Below are 11,670 nucleotides of genomic sequence, written 5' to 3'. Positions count from 1 at the left end.
AACATTGCGCTCGAACATCCTTGACCTTGCATGATGTGAGATAATGAACTCTTCATTTCGGAAATATTCCTTTATCATCTCGCAATTAAGCTTTTCCATGTTAAGTGCCTGTTAATTTGTATAATATCATTAGCTTTGATAGAAGTACATAACATGTATTGTCCGGAACGATGATCTGCTTGTACATTTCGATCTGGTTCGCTGCCATTTTATCACTATTCATTCCATTTATAATGGTTATACTTATTAAATATGGGGTAACTTTCTTACTGGAAACAGGTTTTTAACGCAAAGCTGCAAGGACTCAAAATGTTTGTTTTCATCTTAATTCCTTTGAGTTGATAATATATTGTGTACATACGTATTGGAACACATTTGAAACGCAGAGGCGCAAGAACGCCAAGGGTTGTCATTACATTCTTTGCGTCTTAGCGTCCTTACATTGATAAATAGGTTCTGTAGAAATCTTCACGCTACAATCCCAACTATGGGCAGATGCAACCAAAGAGTACACAGAGTTCACGGAGATGAATAAATATTGCCATCCTCTGTGTTCTCTGTGAACTCAGTGGTTAAAACATAATATGTATGTTTTCTACAAAGCCGATAAATAGTTACTTTTTTAATTGCCAGAACATATAGTCCATCAAAGATAAAAAAACACCTCATACTACTTTTTCTAATAAGGGCCTTGTCCATGTTGGTGAAGAACCATATATACGTTGTTAACTATATATTAGAATAAACTTCACGAAGTGCTACAGATGCTTATTGAATGTATTCAGGCAGCCCTTGAAAAAGCCAGATACGAAATTATTGAAAACGATGAGCCCTATTATGGCGAGGTGCCGGAACTTGAAGGAGTTTGGGCTACTGGCAGCACCCTTGAAGCATGCCGGAAAAATCTTGAAGAGGTCATTGATGAGTAGATAGTTTTCAGGCTCAGGCGAGGACTTGTGCTTCCACTGATCGGTGATCATGTGATAAAAGGGTCCGGGGAAATCGCAGTTGCCTAAGTTAGTGCCGGTTACAGCAAAATACGCAGCTTAAGCCCGAGCCAAAGCGTGCGTAGCCGCACCAAAGATCATGACAGTTAACTAAAGTGCTTTTCAAAAATCTCTTCTGTTCTTGTTCAGGGTTAACGATTTAAACTTTGTCTGTGAGTAATAATTATGGATGCCCTTGGGACATTAAGAGAACATGAAAGTGTGCTGGTAGAGCGTTTTGGTGTAAAAAAAGTGGGTGTATTTGGCTCTTTTACAAAAGGAGAAGAACGCATAGATAGTGATGTTGATATCCTTGTCGAATTCAAAGAAGGCCAAAAGACCTTTGGCAATTATATGGAACTTAAGTTCTATCTTGAAGAGCTCTTTGGAAGAAAAGTAGACCTTGTAATTGAAACTGCCATAAAGCCACGGCTGAGAGAGCAGATCTTAAAAGAGGCTGTTTATGCCTAGGGACGAACTGGTCTTCTTTGCAGATATGCTTGCTGCAATTGAGAAAGTTCAAAGGTATTTAGAGAACATCACTCTTGAAGAGTTTTTAAAGACGAGATGCGGATCGATGCAGTTGTCCGCAACCTTGAGATAATAGGTGAGGCAGCAGGCAAGATCTCTCCTGAGACCAGAAGTAAATGCTCTCATATCCCCTGGAAAAGGATAGTGGGATTGAGAAACATTCTTATACACGAATATTTTGGCATCGACATGGACATAGTATGAGATATAATCGAGAACTATCTCCCGGATCTAGAAGTAGAGACAAAGAGAATTCTGGTGGATGAGAGATCCGGTTAGTTAGCGATTCTCAGATTGCTTTCAGCAGTACAAAAAGTCTTTCAATGACTTAAGTCATTGGCTTTCTGGCTGCTTTCTTCGTAAATCCGTACATATCAAAGGGATATGCCAGCTTCGTCAAATTCTCCCATACAATATCATTGCTAATTGCTATCAAGACAACATACCGCCGCAGGCGGCGTTGTTCATCTTTACATCCATCATACGTTCCACGTCCTCCAGGTCAAATGCAAAAAAGTCCAGGTTCTCTTTCCCTTCTATCTTTTTGGCTATAAGACAATAATTCCCATTCCATGTGCCGCTGACCTTTTTAGACTTATCCTTAAGGTCTGCGACTATACCCCAGGCCTCTTTTTCAGAGAGGTTCTTCCACTTCACCTCGCAGAACAGGGCATTCCGGCTTGTCTTATCAAAAGCGATAAGATCGATCTCAGTATCCTTCTTCCACCATTTACCGATGTCTGTGAACCTGAAAGGCAGTTTTTCCTGTTTGTTGAGCGATATAAGCAGTTCTTTTGCCACATCTTCAAAAGCATACCCGAAATAAGTGTTTATGTCCTTTTTAACTATATTCTCTGCCAGCTCCGGGTCTATTTCAAAGGTCCCGTAGTATTTGTAGATGAATTTGAACCAGAACCTGAAGAAATTGTCATGCAGGAAATACCTGGAGTTCCTGGACCCGCCCTGTATCACAGGCTCTTCTTTATTAACTATCTCGTACTTGTGTACAAGTTCATTCAGGTACTTTGCAACAGTTCCCGGAGGCATTGCCGTATAATCCGCAATATGCGCAGGGATCACTTTACCTGAAGCAATGGCTTCGAGAATGGAAAAATACCCTTTGTGCTCTGATCCGAATTCCAGGACAAGTATATTCTTTGCTTCTTCCATAAGCATTTGAGTATCCACAAAGAGCTTTTTGAACACCTGCATTGCATGGGGTTCACTGAACTGCCCTGCCAGTAACAGGTATTTTGGTATCCCGCCAAGCATAAAATAAGTTTTCATTACCTCTTCTAACTGGAAATGCTTGATACCATTCAGGAATGCATAGCTATCTGCAAAAGTGAACGGCTTTATATTAAATAGATAAGTGGCTCTTCCGAATAACGGTTCTTTGCTCTGTTCAAATATTTTCTTCATCATACCTACAAAAGAGCCTATCACTATGATCATGTGCTTGCTCTTTCGATGATGGGCATCCCAATGCTTCTGGAATTTTGAAAAGAACTGAGGATTTACTCTGGAAAAGTTCTGGAACTCATCGAGTACTACCACTAATTTATCCTTTATGTTAAAGAGGACAGTAAAAAAATCATCAAAACTATCCAGACGAGGTCTGATACCTGTTATAGTTTCAAGTTCTATTTCGAGGTCACGTAATAGTAGTTCTTCGCTTTTTATCTCAACAAAAAGATACAGACTTTTTTTATTCCTGATAAACTCCTTACTGAGCTCAGTCTTCCCCACGCGTCTTCGCCCGTAGAACACGACCAGGGACGAAGAAGGAGCATTGTACATCTCTTCAAGCTGGGATAACTCTCTCACTCGGTCAAAAAACATTACCATACAGTAAGTTACTGGATAGTAAGCATTTATACCTTGTGTTCAGTCATGACCATGACTATCATTGACATCCACTCTATGTTCTTTAAAGATCCATCGCCATATCAGGGAAGTATTAATATCAATATGCGGAGATTGAAGCAATATCAGCGATCTTATTATCTACAGGGACTATCTCAAGGTTTGGGAAATTGGATAGGATATTTTTGTAGTCTTCAATAGCTGATATATTGTGGTCCATCTTGGGCCTGACAAGTACTTCCAGCAGTGTAATTACGGAAGTCATTCCAGTCATTTTCCCGGACTCCACCTCTTCCAATATGGAACTAACAGTATGCGAGAAGTCCGGGTTATCCTAAAGCAAGTATATGAAAAGCATTGAGTCAATGCCTATCTCTGGAATCAAAGCAACACACCGCCGCAGGCGGCGCGGTCACAATCTGATCTGCAGCTTCATCTGGTCAGTTAGATCGACATTGAACTACACCATCAGAACAGCCCAAGCCCGGGGCAGAGTAATGGCATCAGACCGAACAGGAAAATATTAACGCTGGAACACATAAGATACTTTATTGAAAAAGATAGTTATTATGATGTCTGCTCACAGTATTTGTCTTCATGAAAGCAAACATTAAATATGTCAAGATCAAAACAGATTTAATATCATGAGTTCATCAAAGGATATTGAGAACAGGCTGCATAACATTGACAGTGAGATCCATACGATCCTCAGCATGCTCAGGAAAAAGAACATAAAAAACCTAAAGAGATCATAAATTCTTCCCTTTGGGCATGGGACTTCGATGTAGAGAGCTAGGAATTTGTAGATTAGCTCAGAAAGTCTTTACGCCTGGATCGGGTGGGATGAGATCCTTTATAACTTCAATATTCATCGATTGCCTGCGCAAGAACATTGTGCCTTCGTCCCGACAATTCCTGGGATCCCTGGGAAACGAGCATACAGGATCCATTTCCTCTATCACTGTTGCTGAAATCAGTGCCGGTGCACATCTTGCACAACGCAAGAATGCCCTTGAGAAGACACTGCAGTTACTTGAGATCACAGGCCAGATAAGGAACAGGTCAATTTAGATATTGCCGAACTTGCAGGTCCCATAAATGTGCCTATTGGGACCACTGTTGAACAAGGGGACCTGCATGACCGGGAACACTTCAGGCAAACGTATCGACAGGTGAACAAGAGACTGAAAACAGGGATCACTTGTTGTTTTTTATAAGGGAGCGCATAGCATAGGGAATACTGCCCTGATAAGGGCAGATGGTGTGCAGTATCTGACCGCAAGGAAGCTCAATACAGGCGATGACAAGATAATAGCCAACTTCTGGAGTAACTCTCCTTAACTTATTGATCCGGAAGATGGCATAGGAGCAACTTGATCCTAAGGCAAGAAAAGTCATGAGGCAAATGCAGGAAGCGAGAGAGATACAGGGATCGATCTACAATGACAAGAAGCTTCCTAAAAGGTCCAGGATCAACAATGTGCTCATTGATGTGAGTCATGCCTTGCAGACCAGGCCAGTAGAACTTAATGGGCAAGCAGCTATCGAGCTTCCCGAGGGATACATGATAACAGGCAGAGAAGGACCATTCTGCCTGAGGTCAGATGCAATGTAAATGGATCATGTGATCTTCATGTGATCCTAGCGTCTACAACCACATGCCATACGCCAGGAGCATATTTTTTAATACGCCTGGTCCCTATGACCTCCATCTTTTTTCCAAGCTGCAGAGCAGCCTCCTGTATCCTGTTCACAGGCCTTTCGAACAAAAGTTTTTCAGGAGTGGTCTCATGATAATGCAGTATGCCACCTTCAGGCTTAAGGGCCTTTATACCATTCGAGAGATAATGATGGGTCGTTCCCACGTAACCCATGATGACCCTGTCAGCCACACCTTCCGGTGTAACAACTGCACAGTCGCCAAGCAGGGGCTCGACCACATTGTCCACATGGTTCAAACGGATGTTTTCCTGCAGATAACTAAAAGATACCGGATTTAGCTCGATGGATATGACCTTTTTTGGTGCGGAGTGCACTGCTATGGGTATAGAGAAATACCCAATGCCTGCAAACATGTCTACAACAACTTCCCCACAGGCGGATACGCTCATTAGTTTTTTTTCAGCCAGGTTTCCTTTTGAGAACATCACCTTTGTAACATCCAGCTTGAAAAAGCAGCCGTTCTCCCTGTGTATAGTTTCAGTATCATGACCTGCAATGACCTCTCTTGCCGGAAGTCTGAAAGTTCCATGAATGCCTTTATCTCTTACAACGCAGCTACACCTGGGATACATCTGCAGCAGCTTTTCGCCGATGATCGCGGTCCTGTGATCGAGCTCTTCTGGTATGGTCACTATGATCACGCTCCCTATGACCTGCCAGCCTGAAGGCACTCTTGCGAGCTCTTGCGGAGCTATCTCATCAGACAGGTGTTCTTTAAGAGATCTTTGAGAAATGTAGAACTCTGGCATCCCATCTTTAATACATGTGTATCCGGGGATCGTTTTTGTTACAGGCAAAAGCAGGTATTTTTTTCCGTTTTCTGTTACCTTCCTGACCTTACGGCCTGTATCCAGAACATTGCTCTCCAATAACCAGCTCCTTATGGCCTCTGCCTCTTCAACAGGTACGCGAACAGTAAGACTTCGTTGATTTTGCATATCGGTAACCATGATCTATTGTAATTATATATTTCAATAAACAGCTTCTTTGGAATCTATTCGACTATTAGCTAACGTTTATATAGAGTTATTGTTATTTAATGTAATATGAACGACTGCGATCGGACTGCTCTTTTTTCGAATGGGAATGGTTTTGTCGCGTTGAATAGTCCTGTAAAGATACAGATACTGGATTTTTTAAAAGGTTGCTCACGTTCTTTTGATGAGATCGTGAAGCACACAGGAAAAGCCAAATCCACGGTTTCAGTGCATCTTAATGACCTGCGGTCTTCCGGACTCGTAGAAGAAGAGTGCGATCAGGACGATAAACGTCGCAAAACATATTATCTTAAATGTGAGCACATGGCTCATTCCCAGCCTCCTATTCTCAGGCACTATAAGAACGTCCTGGAAACATTAGGTTCTCCGCAACTCGAAAAACATGGATGCTTCAAATGTTTTTTCCGTGCAATACAGTTTGGCTTCGATGCACATGGGATCAACAGTGACCCTATAATGAGAAAGATAGGCAGGGACATTGGTATAAGCATCTCTTCTAATTTCGTTTCAAAGGACATCAAGTATCTCGTTCAGGAATTGGCTGTGTTCTGGAAAAGGTATCAGATGGGTACTATGTATCTTGCGGAAAGTGAGCCTTTGATAATAGCTGTAGAGAAATGCTTCGATTACAAGCTTATATCTACCATAGGGAAGAACCTGTGCTCTTTTACTGAAGGCATCATCGAAGGAACAATAGTGCATTCACTTAATATTTCTTGCTGCGTGCAGGAAATAGAATGCTGCGGTAATGGAAAGGATAGATGCCTGTTTATTGTACATTTTCTGAATAAGTGAGATCAGAGCTCAGAAAGAACCTATTATCACTCCGAGCTCTGAAGGTACTAACCTTCCAATGGCTGCAACGATACCAGGTCCATCGGTGGTTTCCCTGCAAACGATGGCATGTTCCATTATTCCAAGTCTTTCTATGCCGTATATGTCTCTTGCATGCCCTGTTCTTTTTACTGCAGCTTTTAGCTCTGACCTCGTAATGGCGTTAGCAGTCACCCTGTCGTATCCGGCTTTTTTCCATTGCCACCACGTGTCTGCCTGATATTTACTGAACTTGCCTTGTATTTTAGGTGCGTTGTTAATGATCTCTACCTCAACAGGCAGGTATCTGATCATACCAAAACGTGAGGCGATCTGTCGGGCATTTCCTGGTCCCAGGTCCTTCATGTTTTCTGGTGGAATGATAATTTGCGTGCCTATGTCCACAACTATCCTGTCTTCTTCGATGGAATCAATAAACCCTTTGTATATTACCCCTTCTTCAGGAACAGATGTCACGGTCCCATATTGCCTTATGAGAAGATTGCTTGCGAACTCCTCGTCCTCCCCTTCGATCTCAGCCATGGCCCATCTATCAGCTGAAACAGCGATGTTGATCTGGACGGCCAGTTCTTTTAACTCATGTGCAACAGTGGCAGAAATAGTATCTACAGTTTTTTTTTCGTTCCCATAGACCTTTATGCATAATGTGATCTTTTTCATATCTTATGATCTCTTAATGATTTATAAGCGACTCGAGAAGGTCCTTTGTTTCAATGAAATACTCCAGAGTTACATCTTCAATATCCTGATATTCCCGCATGGTATTCTCGATCTTCTTGAGGTCCCTTTTGAAAGGTCCCAGTCTCCTTATAACAGTTTCCGTATCCGCGCCACTGGTGACCAGTTCATTATAAATGGAGACGATTGTATCGTTCAGCCTTTTGATCTTCTCGTATATATCCTGATCCTGTTTTTTATCCGGAAGGACATCATTCCTGTTGCTTCTGGGATCGTCATTGGTCCCTGCCTCTGCCTGTTCCATCCCCTCAGGCAGTTCGCCTTCCAGCGCAATGATGAGATTTTTCAGAGCTTCCACTACCTTAAAACCTGAATCTGTAAGCTCCACATATTTGACCCGTCCTTCCATTGTGAATTTTACCAGTCCATGTTCTTCCATTTTTGAGAGGATCTTCGTTGTATGCGCAAATGTCGAATTGATCTCTTTTGTAATTACAGAAGCATACGTTTTCTGGAAGGACCAGATGGCAAGGAGTGCCAAAGTAGGTTTTTCCTGAAGGAATAGTTGCTCAGCATATTCTTTAGCCATAATTTCTCTCTCTTTTTATGATCGGTCCTGAGAATTAGAAGAGAATTATCCACTCATTTCTATCTATTTTATTGTATATTACTTTATGTAATTACACCCCTGCGAAGATATTTATATTTATCGAAATCGTCTCAGAGTGTCTAATATTCCCTCTATATTTGCATTAGTTTTGAAAGATGTTCCGCTGAAATGTGTCCTTGAGGCCTTGAACCCCTGTGCTGTTAACTCCTTAAGTAGCTCTTCCATAGGTATGGCAGATATTCCCAGTTTTTTTGACAGAAGATGATGATCATAGAAGGTCGGTATATCCAGTTCATTCCTGCACAGCTCAATTATCTTCATTGCATGCTCTTTTTTTCCCAGTTCTCTTTGAGCCAGTTGTATTAGTACGGCGTCACAAAAGTCTTTGTCATGCAGAGGACCCAGCCATAATGGACCGGCAATATGTGTGGAATTTCCGCATATCTCACATTTTTCGGGTATATGCACTGCCAGTCCATAATGGACCGACCGGCCCATACAACTGGTACAATGCGCTATGAACCCCATATTCTTTAAGCTTTTGTCAGTTTTTTTTGCACTTTTTTCCAATTCAAGATATGCCCGCGCATAATGCCTGGTAGCGTGGCATAACATGGGTAGCATGGCCTTTTCATGTCTTGCAAGGTCCCTTGCGATCGTACCAAGCAGGATGCGCACCCCCATTTCACTGTGATATTCAATGTTCAAAGGCACTGCACCGTATTTCCGGATACCTGAATTCAAGTGTGCTCCGCACAGGGGAGCAGTATCCGTAGCTGTGACAGCAAGCATATTTATAGCTGAACCGGATGCAGCGCCAAGGTAGGTGGTAGGTGATCCGAATGGGTCTATATCCACTATATTATATCGTTCTTTATGCAACAATACATTAGCATTCCCAAGGCAGGTTCTCACTTTACCCATAAGCTCATTGAGTTCTGTATTTTCCCTGATCAGGTTATATGCCTCTTCGCTCCAGTCATTAAGAGTGACATTAAGTCCTACTTCTTTTGCGATCCGAAGTCCGCGAATGCCGGAAGCTGAAAGCGCGTCCACATAGGTGATCTCCGACAGGTCCAGATGTCTGCGGGATGCCAGCACCTCGGAAAAAGCAGCGAACGATGCCACTGATATATCACGATTAAGTTCCATTTCCGGATTATAAAAAACGCTTGCAGAAGATATGGAAAGCTGCCGGTCATCCGGAACCACGGGGACCAATGCCCGGGTACAACCTTCAAGAATAGTCCTGGTCTTCATCGGTCCCAATCGAATGACTGCTATTATTTAACTATGATGGTCCCACTCATCCTGGGATTACCCAGAATACTGTAATTATATGTCCCGGTTTCATTAAACGTGTAGCTGAAAGATTGCCTGTATCCTATGGACCGGCTCTCCCAAAGACCATCTTCGCTCACGATAGTAAATGCTCTGATGGGATCATTAAAATTGATCCAGAACACAGTATCTTTAGGCGCCACCACAAGGGTATTCGGAGATGAGAGGAACTTTTCCAGGCGTATGGTATAAGAACGGGGCACGCCGGTATCGATCACCTGGGGTCCCTGAGTCGTGGTCTCTTTCACAGGCACATCTACTGTCGGCTGCTCTTCTGTAGTTGCGTCGTGTTCTGTTTCACCCAAAGAAACATCACTTGTGTTTTCAGGAGTGATATTATCGTCACCATCAGTACCAGTAGTTATATTGTCCGTTACATTAACTCCACCATCCGTGGTCTTGTCGCCTGTACAACCGGACAACATGACAGCAGACAACACAAATAATAAAACTAAAGCTTTGGCTTTCATCCCTATCACCTGCCTATACATTAAAGGCCTCTACCTAATAAACTTTCACTTCAAATATGCAGAAGTTGAACTTCGATCTTGTATCCCCGGCCGTCATCATGCATCTCTATAAGAGCAGCATATCCGGATGCTGCCATACCGGGATTTACAACTACGGTACCTTTTGTTCTTACCACTCCTCTTGCCTCGTGTATATGCCCGCATACAATGAGCTGTACCCTGCCGAGGAAAGCTGAAAAAGATGTACATCCCACATGTCCGGATGGTATCTCATCCAGAACGCCATATGGGGGAGCATGGGTGAGCAGTACTATATTCATATTGTTACTTTCTGCGGCCTCGATCATTTCTTCGAGCCCGGACCCAATGTCACACTCCTGCATCTCAAAAGGCGTACAGAAAGGAGTGGGGTTGGAGCCTCCCGAACCTATAAATACTGTATCACCTATCGTATGGGACCTGTGGTGAAGGTTCACAGCATTTGAAGTTTCAAGCACCTCAAGTATAGAGGGATGGTCGCAGTTTCCGGGAACTGCCAGTACAGGGGCATCGAAATGGTCTAAAAGTTCCATTACCTTCTCATCCGGACCAAAATTGGTAATATCCCCTGCCACAAGAGCAAGGTCTATTTTGCCGGCTTTTTCCAGGAGACCATCTATTTTCGCATAGTTCCCATGAGGGTCAGCGATCGCAAAAATTCTCACTTCCAATGCACCTCTGTATTGACATTTATTGTTTCATCTTTTTATTCGTTCCTTTTCAGAAGGACCTGTCGCCTCCCAGCATCCCACCAATGACTTTGCCGCCGATCCCTCCTATACCCGTGGATTCATCGCGGCTCTGGAATCTTGCAGCAGCCATGACCCTGTCAGCAAGCCTGGAGAATGGCAGGCTCTGCAGGAATACTTTCCCAGGGCCACGCAGAGTTGCGAGTACCACTCCTTCGCCTCCGAAAAGTGCATTTTTGAATCCTCCCACAAAGCTGATGTCATAGCTAACACTTTCTGCGAATGCGCATATGCAGCCAGTATCAACTCTTATGACCTCCCCAGCTTTGAGGTCCTTTTCTATTATAGTTCCACCTGCGTGAACAAAAGCCAGGCCATCGCCTCTGAGCTTCTGCAGGATAAAACCCTCGCCTCCGAAAAGTCCTGCTCCGATCTTCTTCGTGAACGTAAGTTCAATTTCTATTCCCTTTGCAGCACAGAGGAAAGAATCTTTCTGGCAGATAAAACTCCCTCCCAATTGAGCGAGGTCCAGGCAAATGATCTTTCCCGGGTAAGGAGCTCCGAAAGCTATGTAGCCTTTACCTTCTCCTTCATGGGTAAAATTAGTAATGAAGAAACTCTCTCCTGTGACGGCTCTTTTAAGGCCCTTCAATAAGCCTCCACCTGTCGACGTCTCCATTTTGATGCCCGGTCCCATGTACATCATAGCACCTGCTTCAGCTCTTACGCTCTCTTTAGGGTCCAGCTCTATCTCAACGAGCTGCATATCGTTCCCAATTATCTTGTAATCAATAACATCTGCCATATTCATCTCTCCTTTAAGCGATCCAGGACACAGGATATTGCAGTCTGTATCCAGAATTGCCTCTGCTACTGGTGTATAGTTTTAGCAGAAGCAAAGATAAA

At 43.1% G+C, this 11,670-nt stretch carries 16 protein-coding genes; 7 read left to right on the top strand and 9 right to left on the bottom strand.

The annotated features are described in order from the left end of the window. Window positions 1-764 precede the first annotated feature (764 nt). The 4 genes from A4E24_RS04790 (at window position 765) to A4E24_RS04775 (ending at window position 1,721) form a co-directional block, all read left to right on the top strand. On the top strand, window positions 765-929 hold the full coding sequence (locus A4E24_RS04790) for a type II toxin-antitoxin system HicB family antitoxin (protein ID WP_292352143.1): 165 nt from the start codon (window positions 765-767) through the stop codon (window positions 927-929). A gap of 243 nt (window positions 930-1,172) precedes the next feature. Then, on the top strand, window positions 1,173-1,457 hold the full coding sequence (locus tag A4E24_RS04785) for a nucleotidyltransferase family protein (RefSeq protein WP_292352142.1): 285 nt from the start codon (window positions 1,173-1,175) through the stop codon (window positions 1,455-1,457). Then, window positions 1,450-1,590, top strand: a complete 141-nt coding sequence (locus A4E24_RS04780) for a hypothetical protein (RefSeq protein ID WP_292352141.1) — start codon at window positions 1,450-1,452, stop codon at window positions 1,588-1,590. Before A4E24_RS04785 ends, A4E24_RS04780 begins: the two co-directional genes overlap by 8 nt. Next, entirely contained in the window at window positions 1,554-1,721 is a 168-nt protein-coding gene (locus tag A4E24_RS04775) for a DUF86 domain-containing protein (protein ID WP_292352140.1), read from the top strand. Before A4E24_RS04780 ends, A4E24_RS04775 begins: the two co-directional genes overlap by 37 nt. Window positions 1,722-1,949: 228 nt before the next feature. Here the strand turns inward: A4E24_RS04775 and A4E24_RS04770 are convergent, their stop codons facing one another. After that, window positions 1,950-3,365: an ATP-binding protein gene (locus tag A4E24_RS04770; protein ID WP_292352139.1), complete on the bottom strand. Its 1,416-nt coding sequence runs from the start codon at window positions 3,363-3,365 to the stop codon at window positions 1,950-1,952. A gap of 118 nt (window positions 3,366-3,483) precedes the next feature. After that, window positions 3,484-3,657 (bottom strand): hypothetical protein, encoded by a 174-nt coding sequence (locus A4E24_RS04765; protein ID WP_292352138.1) that lies wholly within the window; start codon window positions 3,655-3,657, stop codon window positions 3,484-3,486. A 569-nt stretch (window positions 3,658-4,226) separates the two neighbouring features. Between A4E24_RS04765 and A4E24_RS04760 the strand changes: the two genes are divergently transcribed. Next, entirely contained in the window at window positions 4,227-4,454 is a 228-nt protein-coding gene (locus A4E24_RS04760; protein WP_292352137.1) for a hypothetical protein, read from the top strand. A 325-nt stretch (window positions 4,455-4,779) separates the two neighbouring features. Beyond that, a complete protein-coding gene (locus tag A4E24_RS04755; protein ID WP_292352136.1) occupies window positions 4,780-4,998 on the top strand; it encodes a hypothetical protein in 219 nt (72 codons plus the stop codon). Between the two features lie 16 nt (window positions 4,999-5,014). Here the strand turns inward: A4E24_RS04755 and A4E24_RS04750 are convergent, their stop codons facing one another. Then, window positions 5,015-6,043 carry a class I SAM-dependent methyltransferase family protein gene (locus A4E24_RS04750; protein ID WP_292352135.1) on the bottom strand — a complete coding sequence of 343 codons (1,029 nt, stop codon included), beginning with the start codon at window positions 6,041-6,043 and terminating at the stop codon, window positions 5,015-5,017. A 108-nt stretch (window positions 6,044-6,151) separates the two neighbouring features. Here A4E24_RS04750 and A4E24_RS04745 point away from each other — a divergent pair, with 108 nt between their 5' ends. Beyond that, complete coding sequence (locus A4E24_RS04745) at window positions 6,152-6,898, top strand: ArsR family transcriptional regulator (protein WP_292352134.1); 747 nt, start codon at window positions 6,152-6,154, stop codon at window positions 6,896-6,898. 9 nt (window positions 6,899-6,907) lie between these two features. Here A4E24_RS04745 and A4E24_RS04740 read toward each other — a convergent pair whose 3' ends face one another. From A4E24_RS04740 to A4E24_RS04715, 6 genes are all read right to left on the bottom strand, one after another. Further along, on the bottom strand, window positions 6,908-7,597 hold the full coding sequence (locus tag A4E24_RS04740; protein WP_292352133.1) for a DUF2110 family protein: 690 nt from the start codon (window positions 7,595-7,597) through the stop codon (window positions 6,908-6,910). 13 nt (window positions 7,598-7,610) lie between these two features. After that, the gene (locus A4E24_RS04735; RefSeq protein WP_292352132.1) at window positions 7,611-8,204 is read right to left on the bottom strand and encodes a MarR family transcriptional regulator; all 594 of its coding nucleotides are present in this window, start codon (window positions 8,202-8,204) and stop codon (window positions 7,611-7,613) included. Window positions 8,205-8,321: 117 nt separating this feature from the next. Then, window positions 8,322-9,485, bottom strand: coding sequence for a tRNA (guanine(10)-N(2))-dimethyltransferase (locus tag A4E24_RS04730; RefSeq protein WP_292352131.1), 1,164 nt, complete (start codon window positions 9,483-9,485; stop codon window positions 8,322-8,324). A gap of 23 nt (window positions 9,486-9,508) precedes the next feature. Then, window positions 9,509-10,036 carry a hypothetical protein gene (locus tag A4E24_RS04725; RefSeq protein WP_292352130.1) on the bottom strand — a complete coding sequence of 176 codons (528 nt, stop codon included), beginning with the start codon at window positions 10,034-10,036 and terminating at the stop codon, window positions 9,509-9,511. Window positions 10,037-10,086: 50 nt separating this feature from the next. Continuing rightward, a complete protein-coding gene (locus tag A4E24_RS04720) occupies window positions 10,087-10,740 on the bottom strand; it encodes a metallophosphoesterase (protein ID WP_292352145.1) in 654 nt (217 codons plus the stop codon). 55 nt (window positions 10,741-10,795) lie between these two features. Beyond that, complete coding sequence (locus tag A4E24_RS04715) at window positions 10,796-11,569, bottom strand: TIGR00266 family protein (protein ID WP_292352129.1); 774 nt, start codon at window positions 11,567-11,569, stop codon at window positions 10,796-10,798. Window positions 11,570-11,670 lie beyond the last annotated feature (101 nt).

This window comes from Methanomethylovorans sp. PtaU1.Bin093, from assembly GCF_002067275.1.
Taxonomy (GTDB): Archaea; Halobacteriota; Methanosarcinia; order Methanosarcinales; family Methanosarcinaceae; genus Methanomethylovorans.
Note: the sequence above shows the minus strand (reverse complement) of the source record. Positions and strands in the feature narration are given on the sequence as shown.

Excerpts from the sequence above, each read along its gene's own strand:
- A4E24_RS04790 (WP_292352143.1), top strand. The coding sequence starts at position 765 with ATGCTTATTGAATGTATTCAGGCAGCCCTTGAAAAAGCCAGATACGAA.
- A4E24_RS04785 (WP_292352142.1), top strand. The coding sequence starts at position 1,173 with ATGGATGCCCTTGGGACATTAAGAGAACATGAAAGTGTGCTGGTAGAG.
- A4E24_RS04780 (WP_292352141.1), top strand. The coding sequence starts at position 1,450 with ATGCCTAGGGACGAACTGGTCTTCTTTGCAGATATGCTTGCTGCAATT.
- A4E24_RS04775 (WP_292352140.1), top strand. The coding sequence starts at position 1,554 with ATGCGGATCGATGCAGTTGTCCGCAACCTTGAGATAATAGGTGAGGCA.
- A4E24_RS04770 (WP_292352139.1), bottom strand. The coding sequence starts at position 3,365 with ATGGTAATGTTTTTTGACCGAGTGAGAGAGTTATCCCAGCTTGAAGAG.
- A4E24_RS04765 (WP_292352138.1), bottom strand. The coding sequence starts at position 3,657 with ATGACTGGAATGACTTCCGTAATTACACTGCTGGAAGTACTTGTCAGG.
- A4E24_RS04760 (WP_292352137.1), top strand. The coding sequence starts at position 4,227 with ATGAGATCCTTTATAACTTCAATATTCATCGATTGCCTGCGCAAGAAC.
- A4E24_RS04755 (WP_292352136.1), top strand. The coding sequence starts at position 4,780 with ATGAGGCAAATGCAGGAAGCGAGAGAGATACAGGGATCGATCTACAAT.
- A4E24_RS04750 (WP_292352135.1), bottom strand. The coding sequence starts at position 6,043 with ATGCAAAATCAACGAAGTCTTACTGTTCGCGTACCTGTTGAAGAGGCA.
- A4E24_RS04745 (WP_292352134.1), top strand. The coding sequence starts at position 6,152 with ATGAACGACTGCGATCGGACTGCTCTTTTTTCGAATGGGAATGGTTTT.
- A4E24_RS04740 (WP_292352133.1), bottom strand. The coding sequence starts at position 7,597 with ATGAAAAAGATCACATTATGCATAAAGGTCTATGGGAACGAAAAAAAA.
- A4E24_RS04735 (WP_292352132.1), bottom strand. The coding sequence starts at position 8,204 with ATGGCTAAAGAATATGCTGAGCAACTATTCCTTCAGGAAAAACCTACT.
- A4E24_RS04730 (WP_292352131.1), bottom strand. The coding sequence starts at position 9,485 with ATGAAGACCAGGACTATTCTTGAAGGTTGTACCCGGGCATTGGTCCCC.
- A4E24_RS04725 (WP_292352130.1), bottom strand. The coding sequence starts at position 10,036 with ATGAAAGCCAAAGCTTTAGTTTTATTATTTGTGTTGTCTGCTGTCATG.
- A4E24_RS04715 (WP_292352129.1), bottom strand. The coding sequence starts at position 11,569 with ATGGCAGATGTTATTGATTACAAGATAATTGGGAACGATATGCAGCTC.